Annotated in this window: 22 protein-coding genes, 1 other RNA gene, 1 pseudogene and 1 other annotated feature; of the genes and pseudogenes, 13 read left to right on the top strand and 11 right to left on the bottom strand. The window is 51.1% G+C overall.

Annotated elements, in window-relative coordinates; genetic code table 11:
* Nucleotides 1-11: 11 nt before the first annotated feature.
* On the bottom strand, nucleotides 12-323 hold the full coding sequence (locus D9742_RS17740) for an MGMT family protein (protein ID WP_032223285.1): 312 nt from the start codon (nucleotides 321-323) through the stop codon (nucleotides 12-14).
* A gap of 162 nt (nucleotides 324-485) precedes the next feature.
* Here D9742_RS17740 and ffs point away from each other — a divergent pair.
* Nucleotides 486-582: signal recognition particle sRNA small type (gene ffs / locus D9742_RS17735), an RNA gene on the top strand.
* A 119-nt stretch (nucleotides 583-701) separates the two neighbouring features.
* Nucleotides 702-1055, top strand: coding sequence for a DUF1428 domain-containing protein (locus D9742_RS17730; protein ID WP_064529090.1), 354 nt, complete (start codon nucleotides 702-704; stop codon nucleotides 1053-1055).
* A 37-nt stretch (nucleotides 1056-1092) separates the two neighbouring features.
* On the opposite strand, the gene D9742_RS17725 is transcribed toward D9742_RS17730, so the two are convergent.
* The 7 genes from D9742_RS17725 to acrA all read right to left on the bottom strand — a co-directional run bounded on the left by D9742_RS17725 (nucleotide 1093) and on the right by acrA (nucleotide 9651).
* Nucleotides 1093-2643, bottom strand: coding sequence for an EAL domain-containing protein (locus D9742_RS17725; RefSeq protein ID WP_130237741.1), 1551 nt, complete (start codon nucleotides 2641-2643; stop codon nucleotides 1093-1095).
* A gap of 162 nt (nucleotides 2644-2805) precedes the next feature.
* The gene (locus D9742_RS17720) at nucleotides 2806-3276 is read right to left on the bottom strand and encodes a YlaC family protein (RefSeq protein WP_130237740.1); all 471 of its coding nucleotides are present in this window, start codon (nucleotides 3274-3276) and stop codon (nucleotides 2806-2808) included.
* A 113-nt stretch (nucleotides 3277-3389) separates the two neighbouring features.
* Nucleotides 3390-3941: a maltose O-acetyltransferase gene (gene maa, locus D9742_RS17715; RefSeq protein WP_130237739.1), complete on the bottom strand. Its 552-nt coding sequence runs from the start codon at nucleotides 3939-3941 to the stop codon at nucleotides 3390-3392.
* A 171-nt stretch (nucleotides 3942-4112) separates the two neighbouring features.
* On the bottom strand, nucleotides 4113-4331 hold the full coding sequence (locus D9742_RS17710) for an HHA domain-containing protein (protein WP_001280991.1): 219 nt from the start codon (nucleotides 4329-4331) through the stop codon (nucleotides 4113-4115).
* A 25-nt stretch (nucleotides 4332-4356) separates the two neighbouring features.
* The gene (tomB, locus tag D9742_RS17705; RefSeq protein WP_000344800.1) at nucleotides 4357-4731 is read right to left on the bottom strand and encodes an Hha toxicity modulator TomB; all 375 of its coding nucleotides are present in this window, start codon (nucleotides 4729-4731) and stop codon (nucleotides 4357-4359) included.
* A 554-nt stretch (nucleotides 4732-5285) separates the two neighbouring features.
* Nucleotides 5286-8435 carry an efflux RND transporter permease AcrB gene (gene acrB / locus D9742_RS17700; protein WP_130237738.1) on the bottom strand — a complete coding sequence of 1050 codons (3150 nt, stop codon included), beginning with the start codon at nucleotides 8433-8435 and terminating at the stop codon, nucleotides 5286-5288.
* A 22-nt stretch (nucleotides 8436-8457) separates the two neighbouring features.
* A complete protein-coding gene (gene acrA, locus D9742_RS17695; protein ID WP_130237737.1) occupies nucleotides 8458-9651 on the bottom strand; it encodes a multidrug efflux RND transporter periplasmic adaptor subunit AcrA in 1194 nt (397 codons plus the stop codon).
* Nucleotides 9652-9792: 141 nt separating this feature from the next.
* On the opposite strand from acrA, the gene acrR reads away from it, so the two are divergent.
* Nucleotides 9793-10446, top strand: a complete 654-nt coding sequence (gene acrR, locus D9742_RS17690; protein ID WP_130237736.1) for a multidrug efflux transporter transcriptional repressor AcrR — start codon at nucleotides 9793-9795, stop codon at nucleotides 10444-10446.
* 121 nt (nucleotides 10447-10567) lie between these two features.
* Nucleotides 10568-13930, top strand: coding sequence for a mechanosensitive channel MscK (gene mscK, locus D9742_RS17685; protein WP_130237735.1), 3363 nt, complete (start codon nucleotides 10568-10570; stop codon nucleotides 13928-13930).
* Nucleotides 13931-14133: 203 nt separating this feature from the next.
* Here the strand turns inward: mscK and rsmS are convergent, their stop codons facing one another.
* Together rsmS and priC are read right to left on the bottom strand one after the other, a co-directional pair.
* The gene (gene rsmS / locus D9742_RS17680) at nucleotides 14134-14301 is read right to left on the bottom strand and encodes a pleiotropic regulatory protein RsmS (RefSeq protein WP_000051154.1); all 168 of its coding nucleotides are present in this window, start codon (nucleotides 14299-14301) and stop codon (nucleotides 14134-14136) included.
* 13 nt (nucleotides 14302-14314) lie between these two features.
* Complete coding sequence (gene priC / locus D9742_RS17675; protein WP_130237734.1) at nucleotides 14315-14842, bottom strand: primosomal replication protein N''; 528 nt, start codon at nucleotides 14840-14842, stop codon at nucleotides 14315-14317.
* Nucleotides 14843-14911: 69 nt separating this feature from the next.
* Here priC and D9742_RS17670 point away from each other — a divergent pair, with 69 nt between their 5' ends.
* The 8 genes from D9742_RS17670 (at nucleotide 14912) to hemH (ending at nucleotide 23093) form a co-directional block, all read left to right on the top strand.
* Entirely contained in the window at nucleotides 14912-15280 is a 369-nt protein-coding gene (locus D9742_RS17670; RefSeq protein ID WP_130237783.1) for a DUF454 family protein, read from the top strand.
* Between the two features lie 161 nt (nucleotides 15281-15441).
* A complete protein-coding gene (gene apt, locus D9742_RS17665; RefSeq protein ID WP_064529079.1) occupies nucleotides 15442-15993 on the top strand; it encodes an adenine phosphoribosyltransferase in 552 nt (183 codons plus the stop codon).
* Between the two features lie 118 nt (nucleotides 15994-16111).
* Nucleotides 16112-18043 (top strand): DNA polymerase III subunit gamma/tau, encoded by a 1932-nt coding sequence (gene dnaX, locus D9742_RS17660; protein WP_130237733.1) that lies wholly within the window; start codon nucleotides 16112-16114, stop codon nucleotides 18041-18043.
* Nucleotides 17376-17440: a sequence feature (DnaX frameshifting element), on the top strand. (Overlaps the previous gene by 65 nt.)
* A 52-nt stretch (nucleotides 18044-18095) precedes the next feature.
* Nucleotides 18096-18425, top strand: coding sequence for a YbaB/EbfC family nucleoid-associated protein (locus D9742_RS17655; RefSeq protein WP_001515903.1), 330 nt, complete (start codon nucleotides 18096-18098; stop codon nucleotides 18423-18425).
* Nucleotides 18425-19030, top strand: coding sequence for a recombination mediator RecR (recR, locus tag D9742_RS17650; protein ID WP_130206305.1), 606 nt, complete (start codon nucleotides 18425-18427; stop codon nucleotides 19028-19030). Before D9742_RS17655 ends, recR begins: the two co-directional genes overlap by 1 nt.
* 109 nt (nucleotides 19031-19139) lie before the next feature.
* Nucleotides 19140-21014: a molecular chaperone HtpG gene (htpG, locus tag D9742_RS17645; protein WP_000678201.1), complete on the top strand. Its 1875-nt coding sequence runs from the start codon at nucleotides 19140-19142 to the stop codon at nucleotides 21012-21014.
* A gap of 235 nt (nucleotides 21015-21249) precedes the next feature.
* A complete protein-coding gene (adk, locus tag D9742_RS17640) occupies nucleotides 21250-21894 on the top strand; it encodes an adenylate kinase (protein WP_130237732.1) in 645 nt (214 codons plus the stop codon).
* A 230-nt stretch (nucleotides 21895-22124) separates the two neighbouring features.
* On the top strand, nucleotides 22125-23093 hold the full coding sequence (gene hemH, locus D9742_RS17635; RefSeq protein ID WP_130237731.1) for a ferrochelatase: 969 nt from the start codon (nucleotides 22125-22127) through the stop codon (nucleotides 23091-23093).
* On the opposite strand, the pseudogene D9742_RS17630 reads toward hemH, so the two are convergent.
* Nucleotides 23087-23522 (bottom strand): annotated as a pseudogene (locus D9742_RS17630) (alpha/beta hydrolase fold domain-containing protein); the annotation flags it as partial. The gene hemH and the pseudogene D9742_RS17630 sit on opposite strands and share 7 nt — an antisense overlap.
* A 151-nt stretch (nucleotides 23523-23673) precedes the next feature.
* On the opposite strand from D9742_RS17630, the gene gsk reads away from it, so the two are divergent.
* A complete protein-coding gene (gene gsk, locus D9742_RS17625) occupies nucleotides 23674-24978 on the top strand; it encodes an inosine/guanosine kinase (RefSeq protein WP_130237730.1) in 1305 nt (434 codons plus the stop codon).
* The last annotated feature ends 16 nt before the right edge of the window (nucleotides 24979-24994 follow it).

Below are 24994 nucleotides of genomic sequence, written 5' to 3'. Positions count from 1 at the left end.
CTGGAGAGGGGTTAGTAGTTCCAGCGATAACGCTGCAAGTCGATTTTCCCGCTTCCCGATACCATCACACCTTCTGCCAGCAATGCCTGGCGCTGGCGCTGTAAATCTGGTCCGGTTAATGAGATTGTGCCGTGGCGATTAACCACCCGATGCCAGGGCAAAGTGCTGCCTTCGGGCAGGCGCTTTAACACACCGCCAACCTGGCGTGCGGCACGGGGCGATCCTGCCAGTTTCGCGACATCGCCATAAGTAGTGACATACCCTTCGGGAATAGCGGCTACGATTTGCCACACGCGTTGGGGAAATGAATCTTCTTTTTCCATCTTTTCTTCCTGAGATAATTTTTCAGCATAATCTGGAAAAACGCCCGAGTGAAGCCGCATTGCGCAAGAAACCAGCATCTGGTACGCAATGGGTTGCAATTAGCAGGGGCAGCAGTGATAATGCGCCTGCGCGTTGGTTCTCAACGCTCTCAATGGGGGCTCTGTTGGTTCTCCCGCAACGCTACTCTGTTTACCAGGTCAGGTCCGGAAGGAAGCAGCCAAGGCAGATGACGCGTGTGCCGGGATGTAGCTGGCAGGGCCCCCACCCATTTCTGCCTCCCACCGTTTCGTCAAAAAATTCCAATGTGGCTAAACTTTAACCACGACTGATGCCGCAAGAATTTTCTGGCTGCGCAGTACGCTTCGGAGGTATGTCTGATGAAGTATGTTGATGGTTTTGTGGTTGCTGTTCCTGCCGACAAAAAGGATGCCTATCGGGAAATGGCCGCAAAGGCCGCGCCGCTGTTTAAAGAGTTTGGCGCCCTGCGCATTGTTGAATGCTGGGCCAGCGATGTACCGAATGGCAAAGTGACCGATTTTCGCATGGCGGTCAAAGCGGAAGAGAATGAGGAAGTGGTTTTTAGCTGGATTGAATACCCTTCAAAAGAGGTCCGCGACGCTGCCAATCAGAAGATGATGTCGGACCCACGGATGAAAGAGTTTGGTGAGTCCATGCCGTTTGATGGTAAACGAATGATTTACGGTGGGTTCGAGTCAATCATTGACGAGTAACGTGACGGGCTGTGCGGCGTGCCGCCAGCCCCAAAATTCACAGATGGCGTTCTGCCCAGCGTATAAACTCCTCTTTCGGTAATGCTTTGCTGTACAACCACCCCTGGCCGTAATGCACGCCATGCTGGCGTAGCCACTCTTCCTGTTTGCTGGTTTCAATCCCTTCCGCCACCATTTTAAGTTTTAGCGTTTTGGCCATTTCGATGATATGCGGTGTGACATTTTTATATTCCAGCGCATCAACGAAGGATTTATCGATTTTCAGAATATCGACGTCCAGATCCTGCAAATAGCTTAAGCTCGAATAACAGGTACCAAAATCATCAAGATAAATTTCATGACCAACCTGTCGATATCGGGAAATTACCGGGGCGCTGATTTTGGGATCGGCAAACTCGCGTTCAGTCAGTTCAAGGGCGATCTGTCTGGGGTTGACCTGGTAGTGATTGATCATTTCACGCAGCAATTGCGGGATTTTTTCCGAGGTGAGCACGGTGGATTCAAAATTGATCGAAATATGCTGCTGCGGATGCTGACGCAGCCAGTCACCCATATCTTCAAAGACCGTTTTGATAATAAGCAGAGTCAGAGATTCTGACAGGCCAGTTTGTTGCGCCAGCGGGATAAAACTATCCGGTGACAACCAGCTACCGTCTGTCTGCGGCCAGCGCGCCAGCGCTTCAGCTCCGACAATCTTACCATTCGATAAGGAGATAATAGGCTGATAGTGCACGCAAATATCGCGGTTTTCGATAGCATCCTGCAGGCGATGATGCGGTGACTGGATACGGCGTAAAATCCGCAGGACGAACATTGCTGCCAGTAGGCCAATTAACAATCCGACAGGCAACCAGATAATGACCTGCCGATACCAACCTTTTTGTAACGTTTTTGTCGAAGCCCAGGTGATGATGGAAATGTTCATCTCAGGGAGAGGCTGGATATTGTAAATGATTCCATTCTTTTCGATGTGTTCACCCGGTGTTTTTTGTAGCTGGGTAATAATTCCCTGGGCTATTTCGTCACTGCTGGTAATGATAATGTTATGCGCGTTGCCAATAATCGCGGCATCAATTTGCCACGAGCTATAAGGAATCACATCTATAAATGAGGCGGGGTCAATCATCACTATGTAATGTGCAGTTCCCATAGCGACCATGTAGCGGGTAATACCTAAATCGTTGTGTGAGGTTAACCATACCCGATAACCATCGTTCGATATTTTACCTGGCTCGGGGAAGGTATCTGGTGGACTTTCATGTTCCAGAGAAGAGCACTGAGGAACGTTGTTATCGACATAGACCACTTCCTGAATATAGCGATAACTATAAGACACCCGGCGCATTTCCATTAGATGAGCCTCGCTACAGGCTGCGCCTTGCCATTTTTCCAGTTTTTGTAGTGCATCTTTCCCTTGCGACGCCACTTTGTTGGCACGAATAGCGACGCGGGATGAGTAGGTATGCAGCTCTTCAATAAATGACGTTTCTACTTGTTGATGAGCCAGCCAGATGCTTAAGCCCACAGGCAGAAGAACGGAAAGGATCAGTACTCCTGAAATTAGGCTGACCAGATGTCGTGTTCTCACCAGCATGTCCTTATTTACGCAGTGTAGGGAAAGTATATCCGATAGCGAATAAGGGCATGCAAAAGATAAGTGATGCGAGGGAGTTTGGTGAAATGAGTTGTGGCAACGATTGTTGGCAATTCACCAGGCGCGGATGTTTACGCCTGGTGAGGGCGATACAACTTATGTTGTCGCTTCGGTGCGGGCGAGAGTGAAAATATCGTAAAAGGACAACTCACCTTTACGAGCGATCATTTTCTGCAGCTGTTCTTTGTGGATGTTCGCGACACGCGGCGAGTTCAGAATAGCGTCGACCAATGCAGTTGGAACAAAGCGTGTATTGTACCATTCGCCGTTGTAGCAAACCCGGAAGTCCAGAACGTCGATATCTTCATAATGGTAACGCGGATAAACGTCAAAAAAGAAGAAACCGTTAAGAAGGATGAACAATACCACCAGGAGCCAGACTGAACCAACCAGCGTTTCAGACTGTAACATCACCGCCAGAGTGGCAAAAAAAGCGACATACATGCCGATAAACAGCCCTGGATGTTTACGGATAAAACTGATACTAAAGCGAGGTTTGTTATCGCGTTTTTCGTGCGCATTCAGTGCATCAATTGTTTCGGTCAGCAGGCGTTGTATTTCAGTCATCTTTTGCCTTTGTGGTATCTGCAACTTTTCAGGGAACACCCTATTTTAACGTGGGAATCATATGATGAAAGTAACAGATTAACCACAATTTTGCATAACAGTTGCAACTATGGTTACAGTTTTTTAATGACAGTGGCCGGGTTACCGCCCACGACAACGTTAGCCGGAACATCTTTTGTGACGACGGCACCAGAGGCCACCACGACGTTATCGCCAATAGTTACACCAGGGTTGATGACAGCACGTCCGCCAATCCAGACGTTATTACCGATAGTCACAGGTTTCCCTAGTTCAGCGCCACTATTACGCTCTACCGGGTCGACAGGGTGCGTAGCGGTATAAATGTGAACACCTGGCGCCAACATGCAATTATCACCGATACGAATTGGGCAGACATCGAGCATCACACAATCGAAGTTGGCGTAAAATCCTTTGCCCAAAAAAATGTTATAGCCATAGTCGCAGCGAAAAGAGGGCTCAATATAAGCATCTGCTACCTGACCGAATAAATCGGTGAGAATTTTCTGGCGTAATGTTTGTTCTTCCGGTGCGGAATGATTGTATTGGTGAATAAGCTGACGAGCGCGCAGGCGATCGCGAGATAACTCCTCATCTGCCGAGCGATACAACTCACCAGCAATCATCTTTTCTTTTTCTGTGCTCATTACTGACCTCTTGTTGCTGAAAATGCGGCAACACGGTAATGCGAAAAGCCAGTTAAGAGAACGTTCCCGTTTCCCGAGTGTGATGAAGGTCACATGCAATATACTTTCATTGCGAATAATATAATAATGTTAATAAACAGCCGGTTACATCTCCGAATGTCTACTATTTAATTACCGAATAAATTTCCATACAGAGGAGGGGATCTTGTCGTACAGTTTATTCATGGTCAATTCTGCGAGGCGGTGATCTGCGGCTGAGTAAAATACCGCCAGTTCATTATCTGATAATTCGTATTTATTTTTCTCGATAACACGCTCAAGCGTGTCAATTGTCTGGCAACGACGCAGACGCATCAAATAATCGGTTTTCGTTAAAGGTTTATCGGACATACTTCTACCCATGGTTGTAATAATTCTAACAAGATAAACTCGCAGGATTCTCTTTAGTGGCATTCACAAAACAACGGAACAGTCGGTTTCCTGACTTCCGCCATTTTTGGAGATCCTGCATATTAATACCATAACTACTGAACAACATAAAGGTGTCGTCCAGATATTCATCTATCTGCTCAATGAGCTTATTGTCTTCATTATACTTAATTTTGTAATTAAGTGCGAAGGTTGCTATATGCTCAATGAGTTCATTAAGCTGCAGATTGATGGCCGAGGTAGGGTCGTTAACCCAACCATGGTTACTTTCTTCAAGGTTTGCAAGACAGTCATGATACAAGGTTTCGCAGAGAAATTTAAGCTGCGCGATATCATGTCTTTTTGGTGAGTATTCATCCATAACGCGTCCCCCTTCTTAGCGGTTGAACTAACGGACACCTTTTGGGATGGAAAACTTACAGACCTGGCCTTGCCCTCTCACTTGTTAGATTAACTATAAGCTACTCTTTGGCGGTTTTCATCGTATTATTACGAAAAATTACAATTAGGAGTAGAGGGAAAAGCCTCTCTTCTTCATTCCAGCGCCGACGACGTAATGGCTAAAGCACTTTGCCTGATGCTATTCATAACATAACGTAATAAGGATGTTTGAGAGTGATAAAGTGGCCTGACGATTTGTAACACTAATACCCAGGATTGCTCTGATTATGATGTAATTGACATGAGAAAATAAAGAATTGCCGCAAATAATTAAGAATAGCCTCTAGATGCCCATGGGTTATTAAATCCATCGGTACAACTTAATATAAATTAACTAACAATAAGTATTTTTTATGAATTTTATGCGGTGTTAAAACTAGCTTACGTTTGAAATCATTAACTATAAACAGTTCGACATTAAGATTACGCGTATAAAAAAGGCCGCTTGCGCGGCCTTAGTGATTACGAAGTTAATCAGTGATGATCGACTGTATGGCTATGTTCGATATCTTCATTTTTGCGGCTAAAGCGGCGGCGAACCACCACGAAGAACACCGGAACGAAGAAGATTGCCAGTACTGTTGCGGTCACCATCCCACCCATTACGCCAGTACCTACCGCATTTTGTGCGCCAGAACCAGCACCGGTGCTGATAACCAACGGCATAACGCCAAGGATAAATGCCAGTGAAGTCATCAGAATTGGGCGTAAACGCATCCGCACCGCATCCAGAGTTGCTTCAATCAGACCTTTCCCTTCTTTATCCATCAAGTCTTTGGCGAATTCGACGATAAGTATCGCGTTCTTCGCCGACAACCCAATGGTTGTGAGCAGGCCCACCTGGAAGTAAACGTCGTTGGTCAGGCCGCGGAAGGTGGCTGCCAGCAACGCACCGATAACCCCCAGCGGAACGACCAGCATAACGGAGAATGGAATTGACCAGCTCTCGTACAATGCCGCCAGACACAGGAACACGACAATCAACGAAATCGCGTACAGCGACGGCGCCTGGTTGCCGGAGAGACGTTCCTGATAGGACATACCCGTCCAGTCGTAGCCAACACCGGTAGGCAGTTTGCTCGCCAGTTGTTCCATCAGCGCCATTGCTTCACCGGTACTCTTCCCTGGTGCCGCCTGGCCTAAGATTTCCATAGATGGCAGGCCGTTGTAACGTTCCAGACGCGGCGAACCGTACTCCCAACGAGAAGAGGAGAATGCCGAGAATGGCACCATCTGACCATCAGCAGCACGCACATACCAGTTGCCGATATCTTCCGGCAGCATGCGGTATTTAGCTTCTGACATGACGTAAACTTTCTTCACACGACCGCGGTCGATAAAGTCGTTCACGTAGCTGCCACCCCATGCAGCACCCAGAGTGGTGTTAATGTCGTTGATAGAAACACCCAGCGCCTGAGCTTTTTCCTGGTCGATATCAATCTTAAACTGCGGGGTATCTTCCAGACCGTTTGGACGCACACTGGTCAGCAATTCAGGATGCTTCGCTGCTTCTGCAAGCAGTTGGTTACGTGCCTGAGTCAGTTTTTCGTGACCGAGGCCTGCCTGGTCAATCAGCTCAAAGTCGAAGCCGGTTGCCGTACCCAATTCCACAATCGCAGGCAGGTTAAAGGCGAAGACCATCGCATCTTTAATTTGCGAGAAGGCGCGCGTCGCACGCATGGTAATCGCTTCAACTTTGTTTTCATCACCTGGACGATCAGCCCAGTCCTTCAACGAAACGAACGCAATACCGGTGTTCTGACCACGTCCCGCAAAGCCGAAGCCGTTAACGGCGAATACCGACTCAACGTTGTTCTTCTCTTTGGTCAGATAGTAATCCGTCACCTCATTGAGCACTTTCTGCGTACGTTCCTGCGTCGCACCCGCTGGCAGTTGGACCATGGTCATAAATACACCCTGGTCTTCATCTGGCAAGAAGGAGCTTGGCAGACGTACAAACAGATAAGCCATGCCGACCACAATGATCAGATACAGCACCAGATAACGCCCCGTACTGCGCAGAATACCGCCTACGCTGTCGGTGTAGTGGTGCGTGCTCTTCTCGAACATGCGGTTAAACCAGCCGAAGAAGCCTTTTTTGCCTTCGCCATGATCGCCTTTAGCGATAGGTTTCAGCATAGTGGCACAAAGTGCCGGAGTCAGGATCAACGCCACCAGTACCGACAGCGCCATTGCTGAAACAATGGTAATGGAGAACTGACGATAGATTGCACCAGTAGAGCCGCCGAAGAAGGCCATCGGTACGAATACCGCCGACAACACCATCGCGATACCGACCAGAGCGCCCTGAATCTGCCCCATCGACTTACGGGTGGCTTCTTTTGGCGGCAAACCTTCTTCCGCCATCACACGCTCAACGTTTTCTACCACAACGATAGCGTCATCCACCAACAGGCCGATGGCGAGCACCATCCCGAACATTGTTAGCGTGTTTATCGAGAAGCCAAAGGCGGCAAGGACGGCAAAGGTCCCCAGCAATACCACCGGTACGGCAATGGTCGGAATCAACGTCGCGCGGAAGTTCTGCAGGAACAGATACATTACCAGGAACACGAGGATGATCGCTTCGACCAGAGTTTTAACCACTTCGTGAATAGAGATTTTCACGAACGGTGTGGTGTCGTACGGGTAAACAATTTTCAGACCCGACGGGAAGAACGGTTCCATCTTCGCCAGTTCAGCACGGATTGCCGCAGCGGTATCCAGCGCGTTCGCGCCGGTTGCCAGCTTGATCCCCAGACCAGAAGCCGGTTGTCCGTTAAATTCCGCGATGATGTCGTAGTTCTCGCCACCCAGTTCAATTTTCGCCACATCACGCAGCAGCACGCGGGAACCATCCTGATTCACTTTCAGCAGAATTTTGCCGAATTCTTCAGTAGAGGTCAGACGCGTCTGAGCAATAATAGAGGCGTTAAGCTGCTGGCCTTTCACCGGCGGTGTACCGCCGAGCTGACCGGCTGCAACCTGGGCGTTCTGCGCTTTGATAGCGGTAATGACATCAACCGGCGTAAGCTGGTATTTGTTCAACTCATTCGGGTTCATCCAGATACGCATCGCGTACTGTGAACCGAACAGCTGAACGTCACCAACGCCCGACGTACGGCTAATGGCGTCTTTCATATTCGCCGCCACGTAGTCGGAGATATCTTCCTGCGTCATGGTGCCGTCAGTGTTGATAACGCCGACAACCATCAGGAAGCTGCTGGAAGATTTCTCAACGCTCACCCCTTGCTGCTGAACTTCTTGCGGCAGCAACGGCATCGCCAGCTGCAGTTTGTTCTGCACCTGAACCTGCGCGATATCCGCATCAGTACCAGACTCAAAGGTCAGGGTGATCTGCACGGTACCCGTGGAGTCACTGTTAGAGGACATATACATCAGGTTATCGATACCGTTCATATTCTGTTCGATAACCTGTGTCACTGTGTCCTGCACTGTTTTCGCATCAGCGCCGGGGTAGGAGGCGGAGATCGTGACCGCCGGCGGTGCAATAGTAGGATATTGCGCCACCGGCAGTTTGAGGATCGCCAACCCCCCTGCCAACATGATGATGATGGCGATCACCCACGCAAAAATCGGGCGATCGATAAAGAAATTAGGCATGTCTTAACGGCTCCTGTTTAAGTTAAGACTTGGACTGTTCAGGCTGAGCACCGCTTGCGGCTTGCTGGTTATTATCAGCGGTAACTTCTTGTGCTTTTACCTGGACACCAGGACGCACTTTCTGCAGCCCACTTATTACTACGCGATCGCCTGCTTTCAGACCTTCTGTCACCAGCCACTTATCGCCAATAGCCTGGCTTGCAACGATCGGACGGGTTTCCACTTTGTCATCCGCGCCAACTACCAGTACGGTGGCATCGCCACGCGGCGTACGGGTTACGCCCTGTTGCGGGACTAAAATAGCGTTTGGATTAAGCCCTTCTTCCAGACGTGCGCGCACGAACATACCCGGCAGCAGAGTGTGATCCGGGTTCGGGAAGATAGCGCGTAGGGTGATAGACCCAGTGGTCTGATCAACGGTAACGTCAGAGAATTCCAGCGTACCGTCCTGCGGGAACTTAATGCCGTCACTGGTGATCAGCGACACTTTGGCTTTGCCGTTCTCTTGTTTCAGCGTGCCATTCGCCAGTTCCTGTTTCAGGCGCAGGAAGTCGTTGCTGGACTGGGTCACATCAACGTAGATCGGATCAAGTTGCTGCACGGTTGCCAGCGCAGTCGCCTGACCGTTTTGCACCAATGCGCCTTCCGTCACGTTCGATTTACCAATACGGCCAGTAATCGGAGAGGTGACTTTGGTGTAAGCCAGATTGATCCGCGCGGTTTCAACAGCCGCTTTCGCCGCAGTGACCGCAGCATTTGCCTGTTGCGCATCAGCCAGCGCCTGATCGTACTCTTGCTTACTGATGTACTGAGTACCCAGCAGCTTCTGGTAACGATTAACAGTTAGTTGCGCGATATTGGCTGCAGCCTGCGCTTTCGCCAGATCGCCTTTTGCACTGTCGTACGCCGCCTGGTAGGTAGCAGGATCAATCTGATAAAGAGAGACACCTGCTTCGATGTCGCTACCTTCTTTGAAATTACGCTTCAGGATAATCCCGCTAACTTGAGGACGAACTTCTGCGATCCGGAAAGCACTGGTGCGGCCCGGAAGCTCGGTTGTGATCTGCAGAGGTTCAGTTTTGACTGTTACTACCCCAACGGCGGGCATCTGCTGGCCACCTTGTTGGGCCTGTTTGTCGTCACATCCTGTAAGCGCTAAGCTGCCTGAGAGCATCAGAACGATCGCCAGAGGCGTAAACCCTCTGTTTTTGTTCATATGTAAACCTCGAGTGTCCGATTTCAAATTGGTCAATGGTCAAAAGTCGATAAACCCATTGCTGCGTTTATATTATCGTCGTGCTATGGTACATACATTCATAAATGTATGTAAATCTAACGCCTGTAAATTCACTAACATATGGCACGAAAAACCAAACAAGAAGCGCAAGAAACGCGTCAACACATCCTCGATGTGGCGCTACGTCTTTTCTCACAGCAGGGGGTATCATCCACCTCACTGGGAGAGATTGCAAAAGCGGCAGGCGTTACGCGCGGTGCAATCTACTGGCATTTTAAAGACAAGTCGGATTTATTCAGTGAGATCTGGGAGCTGTCAGAGTCCAATATTGGTGAACTAGAGCTTGAGTATCAGGCAAAATTCCCTGACGATCCACTCTCAGTTTTAAGAGAAATACTAATTCATGTTCTTGAATCGACGGTGACAGAAGAACGGCGTCGATTATTGATGGAGATTATTTTCCACAAATGCGAGTTTGTTGGAGAAATGGCAGTTGTCCAACAGGCACAACGTAATCTCTGCCTGGAAAGTTATGAACGTATTGAGCAAACATTAAGGCATTGTATTGAAAACAAATTATTGCCAGTCGATTTAATGACGCGCCGTGCGGCGATAATTATGCGCGGTTATATTTCCGGTCTGATGGAAAACTGGCTGTTTGCACCGCAATCTTTTGATCTCAAAAAAGAAGCGCGCGATTACGTTGCCATTTTGTTGGAAATGTATCTCCTTTGCCCGACCCTTCGTGCCCCCGCTGCCAACGAAAAATCCTGAATCAGACTCCAGGATTTATCCTGGACATTTTCGCTGTTGCTATTCTGACTCTCTACACCGTGATATTCTAGCCGCCCGACTAGTTCAGGTCGTTCTTCAGGTTCAGAAACCTTCATTCATCATGACTATGTTCCAGTATTACAAACGATCACGGCATTTTGTTTTTTCAGCATTTATTGCTTTTGTTCTTGTCTTGTTATGCCAGAACACGGCGTTTGCGCGGGCGTCATCGAATGGTGATCTACCGACGAAAGCAGACCTGCAGGCACAACTTGACTCACTTAATAAACAAAAAGATCTTTCTGCCCAGGACAAGCTGGTGCAGCAAGATATTACTGACACGTTAGCCACCCTCGAGAAAATCGATCGTGTAAAAGACGAAACGGTGCAATTAAAGCAAAAAGTTGCCGAAGCGCCAGAGAAAATGCGTCAAGCGACCGCAGCGTTAACTGCGCTTAACGATGTGGATAACGACGAAGAAACCCGCAAAACTCTGAGTACGCTATCGTTGCGCCAGTTGGAATTACGCGTCTCCCAGGCGCTGGACGATTTGCAGAATGCACAAAATGATCTGGCTTCTTATAACAGCCAGTTGGTTTCGTTACAGACGCAGCCTGAACGCGTGCAAAATGCGATGTATACCGCCTCGCAGCAATTGCAACAAATTCGCAGCCGCCTGGATGGAACCGAGGTCGGCGAAGCCGCCTTACGTCCCAGCCAGAAAGTGTTAATGCAGGCACAGCAGGCTTTGCTGAATGCCGAGATTGACCAACAGCGTAAAAGCCTGGAAGGGAACACCGTCTTACAGGACACCCTGCAAAAGCAGCGAGATTACGTGACGGCGAACAGTACGCGCCTTGAACATCAGCTACAACTGTTGCAGGAGGCAGTAAACAGTAAACGCCTGACATTAACCGAAAAAACGGCGCAGGAAGCCGTTACCCCGGATGAAGCTGCGCGTATTCAGGCTAATCCGCTGGTGAAGCAGGAGCTGGAAATTAACCAGCAATTAAGCCAGCGTCTGATAACCGCTACCGAAAACGGTAATGTCCTGATGCAGCAAAACATCAAAGTCAAAAACTGGCTGGAGCGGGCGCTGCAATCGGAACGTAACATTAAAGAGCAGATTTCTGTCCTGAAGGGCAGTCTATTACTGTCGCGAATCCTCTATCAGCAACAACAAACGCTGCCCTCGGCAGATGAACTGGAAAATATGACCAACCGCATCGCGGATTTGCGTCTCGAACAGTTTGAAGTCAACCAGCAGCGTGACGCGCTGTTCCAGAGCGATGCGTTCGTCAGCAAGCTGGAAGAAGGTCACGCCAACGAAGTTAACAGCGAAGTTCACGATGCGTTATTGCAAGTGGTTGATATGCGTCGCGAACTGTTGGATCAGCTTAACAAACAGTTAGGTAACCAACTGATGATGGCCATTAACCTGCAAATTAACCAGCAGCAGTTAATGAGCGTATCGAAGAACCTGAAATCCATCCTGACTCAGCAAATCTTTTGGGTGAACAGTAACCGTCCGATGGACTGGGACTGGATTAAAGCGTTCCCGCAAACGCTGAAAGATGAGTTTAAATCAATGAAAATTACGGTGAACTGGGAAAAAGCCTGGCCCGCCGTATTTATCGCTTTCCTTGCCGGTTTGCCGTTGCTGTTGATTGCCGGGCTGATTCACTGGCGTTTAGGCTGGCTGAAAGCATATCAACAAAAACTGGCATCGGCGGTAGGTTCCCTGCGTAACGATAGCCAGCTCAATACGCCAAAAGCGATTCTTATTGACCTGATCCGCGCACTGCCAGTGTGCCTGATTATTCTCGCTGTCGGCCTGATTCTGCTGACGATGCAGCTCAACATCAGTGAATTATTGTGGTCGTTCAGCAAAAAACTGGCGATTTTCTGGCTGGTGTTTGGCCTGTGCTGGAAAGTGCTGGAGAAAAACGGTGTTGCTGTGCGTCACTTTGGTATGCCGGAACAGCAAACCAGCCACTGGCGTCGGCAAATTGTCCGCATCAGCCTCGCGTTGCTGCCAATCCATTTCTGGTCTGTGGTGGCAGAACTCTCCCCACTGCATCTGATGGATGACGTATTGGGGCAGGCGATGATTTTCTTAAACCTGTTGGTGATTGCCTTCCTGGTGTGGCCAATGTGCCGCGAAAGCTGGCGTGATAAGGAGTCACACAGCATTCGTCTGGTCACCATTACCGTGTTGTCGATTATTCCAATAGCGCTAATGGTGCTGACTGCTACGGGATATTTTTACACTACGCTGCGTCTGTCTGGCCGCTGGATTGAAACGGTTTATCTGGTGATCATCTGGAACTTGCTCTACCAGACCGTGCTGCGCGGCTTAAGCGTGGCGGCACGTCGTATTGCCTGGCGCCGTGCGCTCGCGCGTCGACAGAATCTGGTTAAAGAGGGCGCAGAAGGCGCCGAGCCGCCGGAAGAACCCACCATCGCGCTGGAGCAGGTTAACCAGCAAACGTTGCGTATTACCATGCTGCTGATGATTGCGCTGTTTGGTGTCATGTTCTGGGCGATTTGGTCCGATTTGATCACCGTGTTCAGCTATCTCGACAGCATCACACTGTGGCATTACAACGGTACTGAAGCCGGTGCTGCGGTGGTGAAAAACGTCACTATGGGTAGCCTGCTGTTTGCGATTATTGCCTCAATGGTGGCCTGGGCGTTGATTCGCAACCTGCCTGGTTTGCTGGAAGTGCTGGTGCTGTCGCGCCTGAATATGCGCCAGGGAGCATCGTATGCCATCACCACTATCCTTAACTACATCATTATTGCTGTTGGTGCGATGACGGTATTCGGGTCACTTGGCGTCTCGTGGGATAAACTCCAGTGGCTGGCGGCAGCATTATCCGTAGGTCTTGGTTTTGGCTTACAGGAGATCTTCGGTAACTTCGTCTCTGGTTTGATCATCCTGTTCGAACGTCCGGTGCGCATTGGCGATACGGTCACTATCGGTACGTTCTCCGGAACGGTCAGCAAGATCCGTATTCGTGCCACCACTATTACCGACTTCGATCGCAAAGAAGTGATCATTCCGAACAAGGCATTTGTGACCGAGCGTCTGATCAACTGGTCACTGACTGACACCACCACGCGTCTGGTGATCCGTCTGGGCGTGGCCTACGGTTCCGATCTGGAAAAAGTCCGCAGAGTGCTGCTGCAGGCGGCAACCGAGCATCCAAAAGTAATGCACGAACCAATGCCGGAAGTCTTCTTCACGGCGTTTGGCGCCAGCACGTTGGATCACGAACTGCGCTTGTATGTTCGTGAACTACGCGATCGTAGCCGCACCGTCGATGAACTGAACCGCACCATTGATCAGTTATGCCGTGAAAACGACATCAACATTGCCTTTAACCAGCTTGAAGTGCATTTGCACAATGAGAAGGGCGATGAAGTGACGGAAGTGAAACGTGACTACAAAGGTGACGATCCGACGCCTGCGGTAGGGTAATAACGAAAGGGGCGGCATTTAGTTGCCCCGAGATTGCTGACAAAGTGCGCGTTGTTCATGCCGGATGCGGCGTGACCGCCTTATCCGGCCTACGAAACTGCAAGAATTCAATATATTGCAGGAGCGGTGTAGGCCTGATAAGCGTAGCGCATCAGGCAGTTTTGCGTTTGCCAGCAATCTGAGGGAACATTTAGCCGCCCCATTTATTTATCACTTTTCGCCTCATCATCCCGCGTTAATTTCTTTTCATAATCACGCTTTACAATATCCAGCGCACGCAGCACGGTACTGGCAGGGATCTGATTTTCCTCCAGCAGCACAATTAAATCGACGGCCAGTTTGACATCGTCAGGGGCATTTTCCAGTGACATACTTTCTCCATTGTTAGCGGGTTAAACGCGCTAACCTGTTTTCGATTTTTTCCAGCGCATGGCGGCACCGTGCCAGGCGCGCTTCATAGGCTTCTACTTCACGATGCAGCGTTTGCTGTTCCATGAGATCGGTCGCCCGCGCCAGACGGGCTTTACGTTCGGCAACCATCTCACGTAGCCGTCGCTCAAATTCCTGATGCTGAATACGTTTACGCTGCCAGCGGGCAATTTTGGGTGGTGCGCTATCCCACTCGCGTAGCGACCAGGCTGCGGCTTCACGCGCTATAGCCTCCAGTTGCGCCGCCAGATGTTCTGCCAGCCAGGCGACTTGCGGCAGTTGCTGTTGCTCAACTGCATGACGAAGCGCGGACAAATTATCTCCCGCTTCTACCAGGCACGCCTGTAACGTTGTCGCACGGGTCCGAAAAAGATGCCTGTCGAAACGGGCGCTTAACGTGCCGAACTGCGACACCGGGGCGCAATGCTGGCGCAGCGTAGCAAGCTGACTTTCCAGTTTTTCCAGCAGCAGGGCAGTTTTCACGATAAGACCTCAATGAAAATGATAATTGTTATGCTAAAGTAGCCACTCTGTATGCTGACTACACATAATATGCAACGAATCATTTTAATCATCATTGGCTGGCTGGCGGTAGTGTTGGGTACGCTGGGCGTAGTATTACCGGTATTACCAACGACGCCGTTTATCCTGCTGGCCGCCTGGTGCTTTGCCCGTTCATCGCCGCGCTTTCACGCCTGGTTGCTGTACCGCTCATGGTTTGGCAGCTATCTACGTTTCTGGCAGAAACATCATGCGATGCCACGCGGTGCAAAGCCTCGGGCGATATGCATTATTTTACTGACTTTTGCGATTTCACTTTGGTTCGTACATATGACGTGGGTGCGGATTCTGTTATTGGTGATCCTCGGCTGTTTGCTGATTTTTATGTGGCGAATCCCGGTGATTGATGAAAAGCAATAAAAACGACAAAGCACAACAATCGCTGTTGCAATTATCGCCCACAGCCAGTACATTCTGGCGTTTTCGAGCACAGGCGCAGGCGGTCAAAGGTTAAACAACTGTTACTTTTGACTCGTTTAAAACGCGCCGTGAGTACCACCGTAACAAGCAGGCATACACTTATGACCGCGACTGCACAGCAGCTTGAGTATCTCAAAAATAGCATCAAAAGCATTCAGGACTACCCGAAACCCGGCATTCTTTTCCGCGATGTCACCAGCTTACTGGAAGACCCGAAAGCTTACGCTCTCAGCATCGATTTACTGGTTGAGCGTTACAAAAATGCGGGCATTACCAAAGTTGTCGGCACTGAAGCTCGTGGCTTCTTGTTCGGCGCTCCGGTAGCACTGGGTCTGGGCGTTGGTTTTGTGCCGGTACGTAAACCAGGCAAACTGCCGCGCGAAACTATCAACGAATCTTACGAACTGGAATACGGCACCGATAAGCTGGAAATCCACGTTGATGCCATTAAACCTGGCGACAAAGTGCTGGTGGTTGATGATTTGCTGGCAACAGGCGGCACCATTGAAGCGACTGTGAAACTGATCCGTCGCCTGGGTGGTGAAGTCACTGATGCTGCGTTCATCATTAATTTGTTCGATCTTGGCGGCGAACAGCGCCTCGAAAAGCAGGGCATTACCTGTTATAGCCTTGTCCCGTTCCCGGGCCATTAATTTTCGCCAGCCCACGTCATGGGCAGCACAAGATGTACATTCAGCCTCGCCGTTCTGACGGGGCTGTGTTAGCATTACCCCTTCGTGAATCCACCTTCCAGCGTTTCAGAGCCTGCCAATGAGTTATCAGGTCTTAGCCCGAAAATGGCGCCCACAAACCTTTGCTGACGTCGTCGGCCAGGAACATGTGCTGACCGCACTGGCGAACGGCTTGTCGTTAGGGCGTATTCATCATGCTTATCTTTTTTCCGGCACCCGTGGCGTCGGAAAAACCTCTATCGCCCGACTGCTGGCGAAGGGGCTAAACTGCGAAACCGGGATTACCGCGACGCCGTGCGGCGTGTGCGATAACTGTCGTGAAATCGAGCAGGGGCGCTTTGTCGATCTGATTGAGATCGACGCCGCCTCGCGCACCAAAGTTGAAGATACCCGCGACCTGCTGGATAACGTTCAGTACGCTCCGGCGCGTGGTCGTTTCAAAGTTTATCTGATCGACGAAGTGCATATGCTGTCGCGTCACAGCTTTAACGCACTGTTAAAAACCCTTGAAGAGCCGCCAGAGCACGTCAAGTTCCTGCTGGCGACGACCGATCCGCAGAAATTGCCGGTGACGATTTTGTCGCGCTGTTTGCAATTTCATCTCAAGGCGCTGGATGTCGAGCAAATTCGCCACCAGCTTGAGCACATCCTTAACGAAGAACATATCGCTCACGAGCCACGCGCTCTACAACTGCTGGCACGCGCCGCCGAAGGCAGTTTGCGAGACGCGTTAAGTCTGACCGACCAGGCGATTGCCAGCGGCGACGGCCAGGTTTCAACCCAGGCCGTGAGTGCGATGCTTGGCACGCTTGACGACGATCAGGCGCTGTCGCTGGTTGAAGCGATGGTCGAGGCCAACGGCGAGCGTGTAATGGCGCTGATTAATGAAGCCGCTGCCCGTGGTATCGAGTGGGAAGCGTTGCTGGTGGAAATGCTCGGCCTGTTGCATCGTATTGCGATGGTACAACTTTCCCCTGTTGCACTTGGCAACGACATGGCCGCCATCGAGCTGCGGATGCGTGAACTGGCGCGAACCGTACCGCCGACGGATATTCAGCTTTACTATCAGACGCTGTTGATTGGTCGTAAAGAACTGCCGTATGCACCGGATCGCCGCATGGGCGTTGAGATGACGCTGCTGCGCGCGCTGGCATTCCATCCGCGCATGCCGCTGCCTGAACCGGAAGCACCGCGTCAGTCCTTTGCACCCGTCGCGCCAACGGCAGTAATGACACCCACGCAGGTGCCGCCGCAACCACAACCTGCACCGCAGCAGGCACCGACTGTACCGCTCTCAGAAACCACCAGCCAGGTGCTGGCGGCGCGCCAGCAACTGCAGCGTGCTCAGGGAGCAACCAAAGCAAAAAAGAGTGAACCGGCAGCCGCTACCCGCGCGCGGCCGGTGAATAACGCTGCGCTGGAAAGACTGGCTTCGGTCACCGATCGCGTTCAGTCGCGTCCGGTGCCATCGGCGCTGGAAAAAGCGCCAGCCAAAAAAGAAGCGTATCGCTGGAAAGCGACTACCCCAGTGATGCAGCAGAAAGAAGTGGTCGCCACGCCGAAGGCGCTGAAAAAGGCGCTGGAACATGAAAAAACGCCGGAACTGGCGGCGAAGCTGGCGGCAGAAGCCATTGAGCGCGACCCGTGGGCAGCACAGGTGAGCCAACTTTCGCTACCAAAACTGGTCGAACAGGTGGCGTTAAATGCCTGGAAAGAGGAGAGCGACGACGCGGTATGTCTGCATTTGCGCTCCTCTCAGCGGCATTTGAACAACCGCGGCGCACAGCAAAAACTGGCTGAAGCGTTGAGCACGTTAAAAGGTTCAACGGTTGAACTGACTATCGTTGAAGATGATAATCCCGTGGTGCGCACGCCGCTGGAGTGGCGTCAGGCGATATACGAAGAAAAACTTGCGCAGGCGCGCGAGTCCATTATTGCGGATAATAATATTCAGACCCTGCGTCGATTCTTCGATGCAGAGCTGGATGAAGAAAGTATCCGCCCCATTTGATCGTAAGCACAGCTTACGTTCGTCATCCTTAACGTGATTGAGAGAGAAACCTATGTTTGGTAAAGGCGGTCTGGGCAACCTGATGAAGCAAGCCCAGCAGATGCAAGAAAAAATGCAGCAGATGCAGGAAGAAATCGCGAAGCTGGAAGTGACAGGCGAATCTGGCGCAGGTCTGGTGAAAGTGACCATCAATGGCGCTCACAACTGCCGCCGCGTAGAGATCGACCCGAGCCTGCTGGAAGATGACAAAGAAATGCTGGAAGACCTGGTAGCTGCAGCATTTAACGACGCAGCACGTCGTATCGAAGAAACTCAGAAAGAAAAAATGGCCTCTGTTTCCTCCGGAATGCAGCTGCCGCCTGGCTTTAAGATGCCGTTCTGATGCAAACCAGCCCGCTGTTAACACAGCTTATGGAAGCACTGCGCTGTCTGCCGGGCGTTGGCCCGAAGTCGGCGCAGCGTATGGCGTTCACGCTGCTTCAACGCGATCGTAGCGGCGGGATGCGCCTTGCGCAGGCGCTCACCCGGGCAATGTCGGAAATCGGCCACTGCGCCGATTGTCGCACCTTCACTGAACAGGAAGTCTGTAACATCTGTTCAAATCCGCGTCGTCAGGAAAACGGTCAAATCTGCGTGGTGGAGAGTCCGGCGGACATCTATGCCATTGAGCAGACTGGACAGTTTTCAGGCCGTTATTTTGTGTTGATGGGGCATCTGTCACCGCTGGACGGCATCGGTCCGGATGATATCGGGCTTGATCGCCTGGAACAGCGTCTGGCGGCAGAAAAAATCACTGAAGTGATCCTCGCCACCAACCCGACGGTCGAAGGTGAGGCCACCGCCAACTATATTGCCGAGCTTTGCGCGCAATATGACGTGGAAGCCAGCCGTATCGCTCATGGCGTACCGGTTGGCGGCGAGCTGGAAATGGTTGACGGCACCACGTTGTCACATTCCCTTGCCGGGCGTCATAAGATTCGTTTTTAAGCAAACGAGAGCAGGATCACCTGCTCTCGCTTGAAATTATTCCCCCTTGTCCCCATTTCTCCCTCATCCTGTTTTTAACCTTAAAATGGCATTGTTGAGGTAGACCTACATGAAAGGACAAGAAACTCGTGGTTTTCAGTCAGAAGTGAAACAGCTTCTGCACCTGATGATCCATTCTCTGTATTCCAATAAAGAAATCTTCCTGCGTGAGCTTATCTCTAACGCCTCCGACGCGGCGGACAAGCTGCGTTTCCGCGCGCTCTCTAACCCGGACCTGTACGAAGGTGATGGCGAACTGCGCGTTCGTGTCTCTTTCGATAAAGACAAGCGCACGCTGACCATCTCCGATAACGGCGTGGGGATGACCCGCGACGAAGTGATTGACCATCTGGGGACTATTGCTAAATCTGGCACCAAATCATTCCTCGAATCCCTGGGTTCTGACCAGGCGAAAGACAGCCAGCTGATCGGTCAGTTCGGTGTTGGTTTCTACTCCGCGTTTATCGTGGCCGATAAAGTGACCGTGCGTACTCGCGCGGCAGGTGAAAAACCAGAAAACGGCGTGTTCTGGGAATCTGCTGGCGAAGGTGAATACACTGTTGCCGACATCACCAAAGAAGATCGCGGTACTGAAATTACCCTGCATCTGCGTGAAGGCGAAGACGAGTTCCTCGATGACTGGCGCGTCCGCTCCATCATCAGCAAATACTCCGACCATATCGCGCTGCCGGTAGAGATCGAAAAACGCGAAGAGAAAGACGGCGAAACCGTTATCTCCTGGGAGAAAATCAACAAAGCGCAGGCGCTGTGGACCCGTAACAAGTCGGAAATCACCGACGAAGAGTACAAAGAGTTCTACAAACATATCGCTCACGACTTTAACGATCCGCTGACCTGGAGCCACAACCGCGTTGAAGGTAAGCAGGAGTACACCAGCCTGCTGTACATCCCGTCCCAGGCACCGTGGGATATGTGGAACCGCGATCATAAACACGGCCTGAAACTGTACGTCCAGCGTGTGTTCATCATGGACGACGCAGAACAGTTCATGCCGAACTATCTGCGCTTCGTGCGTGGCCTGATTGACTCCAGCGATCTGCCGCTGAACGTTTCCCGTGAAATCCTCCAGGATAGCACCGTAACTCGCAACCTGCGCAATGCGCTGACCAAGCGTGTGCTGCAAATGCTGGAAAAACTGGCGAAAGACGACGCCGAAAAATACCAGACCTTCTGGCAACAGTTTGGCCTGGTACTGAAAGAAGGTCCGGCGGAAGATTTCGCTAACCAGGAAGCGATTGCGAAACTGCTGCGTTTTGCTTCTACCCATACCGACTCTTCTGCGCAGACCGTGTCTCTGGAAGACTACGTTTCCCGCATGAAAGAAGGGCAGGAGAAAATCTACTACATCACCGCAGACAGCTACGCGGCAGCGAAGAGCAGCCCGCACCTGGAACTGCTGCGTAAGAAAGGCATCGAAGTTCTGCTGCTTTCCGACCGCATCGATGAGTGGATGATGAACTATCTGACTGAGTTCGACGGTAAACCGTTCCAGTCTGTGTCTAAAGTTGACGAGTCGCTGGAAAAACTGGCTGATGAAGTTGATGAGAGCGCGAAAGAAGCGGAGAAAGCACTGACTCCGTTTATCGACCGCGTGAAAGCACTGCTCGGCGAGCGTGTGAAAGATGTGCGTCTGACCCACCGTCTGACCGATACGCCAGCGATTGTCTCTACCGACGCGGACGAAATGAGCACTCAGATGGCGAAACTGTTTGCCGCAGCGGGCCAGAAAGTGCCGGAAGTGAAATACATCTTCGAACTGAACCCGGATCACGTACTGGTGAAACGCGCGGCAGATACCGAAGATGAAGCGAAGTTCAGCGAGTGGGTAGAACTGTTGCTGGATCAAGCGCTGCTGGCAGAACGCGGTACGCTGGAAGATCCGAACCTGTTTATTCGTCGTATGAACCAGCTACTGGTTTCCTGATAACAACCCTCACCTTAACCCTCTCCCTAAAAGGGAGAGGGGACCAATAGTATAGATATTAAAGAACTACGCTGGTTTTCACCCTGTTTGGTTGAATACATTATCTGCACTTTCCGCAAATTATCTCGCCTTTAACCGTTTCAGCCCCGGGCGCCTTTCTTGAGGCAATCGCCTGATGGTGGTATCGTTTATCGCTTTTTCAAAAAATTCGACACATTTTAAGGGGATTTTCGCAATGCGTATCATTCTGCTTGGCGCTCCGGGCGCGGGGAAAGGGACTCAGGCTCAGTTCATCATGGAGAAATATGGTATTCCGCAAATCTCCACTGGCGATATGCTGCGTGCCGCAGTCAAATCTGGCTCCGAGCTGGGTAAACAAGCTAAAGACATTATGGACGCTGGCAAACTGGTCACCGATGAACTGGTGATCGCGCTGGTTAAAGAGCGCATTGCTCAGGAAGATTGCCGTAACGGTTTCCTGCTGGACGGCTTCCCGCGTACCATTCCGCAGGCAGATGCGATGAAAGAAGCGGGCATCAATGTTGATTACGTTCTGGAATTTGACGTACCGGACGAACTGATTGTTGATCGTATCGTAGGCCGCCGCGTTCACGCGCCGTCTGGTCGTGTTTATCACGTTAAATTCAATCCGCCTAAAGTAGAAGGCAAAGACGATGTTACCGGCGAAGAACTGACTACCCGTAAAGACGATCAGGAAGACACCGTACGTAAACGTCTGGTTGAATACCATCAGATGACTGCGCCGCTGATCGGCTACTACTCCAAAGAAGCGGAAGCGGGTAACACCAAATACGCGAAAGTCGACGGTACCAAACCGGTTGCTGAAGTTCGCGCGGCTCTGGAAAAAATCCTCGGCTAATTCGAAAGCGCGCACGGACAGTCCACTCGCTCCCTCGGGGAGAGAGTGAGGGGAACAGGCCCGCACAAGCAAATTTATCAGCAATCTCAGGCCGGATATTCATTCGGCCTTTCACAAAAAACTCAATCAGCGTTATTCCTTTTTTCTGATTTAACCTCTCACAGCAATTAGTTCTTCTTCTTCTCTTTTCCGCTACAATTATCAACAAGTTGAATCGATAAGAGGCGGTAATGCGTCAGACTAAAACCGGTATTCTGCTGGCAAACCTGGGGACGCCCGATGCCCCCACTCCTGAAGCGGTAAAACGCTACCTGAAACAATTTTTAAGCGACAGACGTGTGGTTGATACCTCACGGCTGTTATGGTGGCCATTATTGCGCGGTGTGATTTTGCCGCTGCGCTCGCCGCGTGTGGCGAAGTTGTACGCCTCGGTCTGGATGGAGGGCGGCTCGCCTCTGATGGTTTACAGCCGCCAGCAACAGCAGGCGCTGGCACAACGGTTACCGGATACGCCAGTGGCGCTGGGAATGAGCTACGGCTCGCCATCACTGGAAAGTGCCGTAGATGAACTACTGGCAGAACATGTTGATCATATCGTGGTGCTGCCGCTCTATCCGCAATACTCCTGCTCAACGGTCGGCGCGGTATGGGATGAACTTGCACGCATTCTCGCGCGCAAGCGTAGCATTCCGGGGATTTCGTTTATTCGCGATTACGCCGATAACCATGATTACATAAATGCACTGGCGAACAGCGTACGCGCTTCTTTTGCCAAACATGGCGAACCGGATCTGTTGCTGCTCTCTTATCATGGCATCCCTCAGCGTTACGCAGATGAAGGCGATGATTATCCGCAACGTTGTCGAACAACGACGCGTGAACTGGCTTCCGCACTGGGGATGGCACCGGAAAAAGTGATGATGACCTTTCAGTCGCGCTTTGGTCGGGAACCCTGGCTGATGCCTTATACTGATGAAACGCTGAAAATGCTCGGAGAAAAAGGTGTTGGTCATATTCAGGTGATGTGCCCGGGTTTTGCTGCGGATTGTCTGGAAACCCTGGAAGAGATTGCCGAGCAAAACCGTGAAGTCTTCCTCGGTGCGGGCGGAAAAAAATATGAATATATTCCGGCGCTAAATGCCACACCGGAACATATCGAAATGATGGCTAATCTTGTTGCCGCGTATCGCCAAAGCTGAGTGGTAAAGAACCGAGCACCGTCGCGTAGAGCATCGTCGGCGGCTTTCATCATCCGTGAATAATGCAAAAAGGCGTGCTGCGTACCGGAGTAGAGTCTGAACTCACAAGGCTGCTGATGCGCCGCTAACGTCTGGTAAAGCAGGCGGCTGTCATCCAGTAGCGGATCGAACTCCGCTCCGGCTCTCTGGATTTGGACAAAATAAGCGGATCTCCACCTGTCCGTATTTTGTCGGAACTGCGTAATCCCTGGTTTCCATTTCTGGAGCGCCAGCATTCCAGAATCGCCGCTCAAGCGCGTAATGCTGACGCTGCTCCGCAAGTGCTCCTGCCGCGGGTGAGGGCGGTAAATCCGGCTGAAGAGTATTCACAACAGTCTTCATTTCAGCAGAAATAAGGTCCAGAACGGGTAATTTGTTTTCCATCTTCATGCAAAAATCCCTTTCAAATTACGCCATTGTAAGGAAGCTCTGCCATGATAATGCGATCTCGTCTGCTGATATTGAAAATGGCTGCATCTCGCGCGGTCCCGTGAGATTGTGTTAACATTCGCCGCTCAGTTAACCACCCGTAAAAACAACCATGAAATTTCCCGGTAAACGTAAATCCAAACACTACTTCCCCGTAAACGCACGCGATCCGCTGCTTCAGCAGTTCCAGCCAGAAAACGAAACCAGCGCCGCCTGGGTCGTGGGTATCGATCAAACGCTGGTCGATATTGAAGCGAAGGTGGATGATGAGTTCATTGAACGTTATGGATTAAGTGCCGGGCATTCACTGGTGATTGAAGATGATGTTGCCGAAGCACTCTATCAGGAGCTTAAAGAGAAAAACCTGATTACCCATCAGTTTGCGGGTGGCACCATTGGTAACACCATGCACAACTACTCTGTGCTGGCGGATGACCGCTCGGTACTGCTGGGTGTGATGTGCAGCAATATTGAAATTGGCAGCTACGCCTATCGCTATTTGTGTAATACCTCCAGCCGTACCGATCTTAACTATCTGCAAGGCGTAGACGGCCCGATTGGACGCTGTTTTACGCTGATTGGCGAGTCTGGCGAACGCACTTTTGCCATTAGTCCTGGTCACATGAACCAGCTACGGGCAGAAAGCATTCCGGAAGATGTGATTGCCGGAGCCTCGGCGCTGGTACTTACCTCTTATCTGGTGCGTTGCAAGCCGGGCGAACCCATGCCGGAAGCAACCATGAAAGCCATTGAGTACGCGAAGAAATATAACGTACCGGTGGTGCTGACGCTGGGCACCAAGTTTGTCATTGCCGAGAATCCGCAGTGGTGGCAGCAATTCCTTAAAGAACACGTCTCTATCCTTGCGATGAACGAAGATGAAGCCGAAGCGTTGACCGGAGAGAGCGATCCGCTGCTGGCATCTGACAAGGCGCTGGACTGGGTGGATCTGGTGCTGTGCACAGCCGGGCCAATCGGCTTGTATATGGCGGGCTTTACCGAAGACGAAGCGAAACGTAAAACCCAGCATCCGCTGCTGCCTGGCGCTATCGCAGAATTTAACCAGTATGAGTTTAGCCGCGCCATGCGCCACAAGGATTGCCAGAATCCGTTGCGCGTTTATTCGCACATTGCGCCGTACATGGGCGGACCGGAAAAAATCATGAACACTAACGGAGCAGGGGATGGCGCACTGGCAGCGTTGCTGCATGACATTACCGCCAACAGCTACCACCGTAGCAACGTACCAAACTCCAGCAAACATAAATTCACCTGGCTGACGTATTCGTCGTTAGCGCAGGTGTGTAAATATGCTAACCGTGTGAGTTATCAGGTACTGAACCAGCATTCACCTCGTTTAACGCGCGGCTTGCCGGAGCGTGAAGACAGTCTGGAAGAGTCTTACTGGGATCGTTAAGTTATCGACCAGACCG

The sequence above is a fragment of the Escherichia sp. E1V33 genome (assembly GCF_004211955.1).
Lineage (GTDB): Bacteria > Pseudomonadota > Gammaproteobacteria > Enterobacterales > Enterobacteriaceae > Escherichia.
This window is presented reverse-complemented; position numbering and strand designations above follow the sequence as displayed.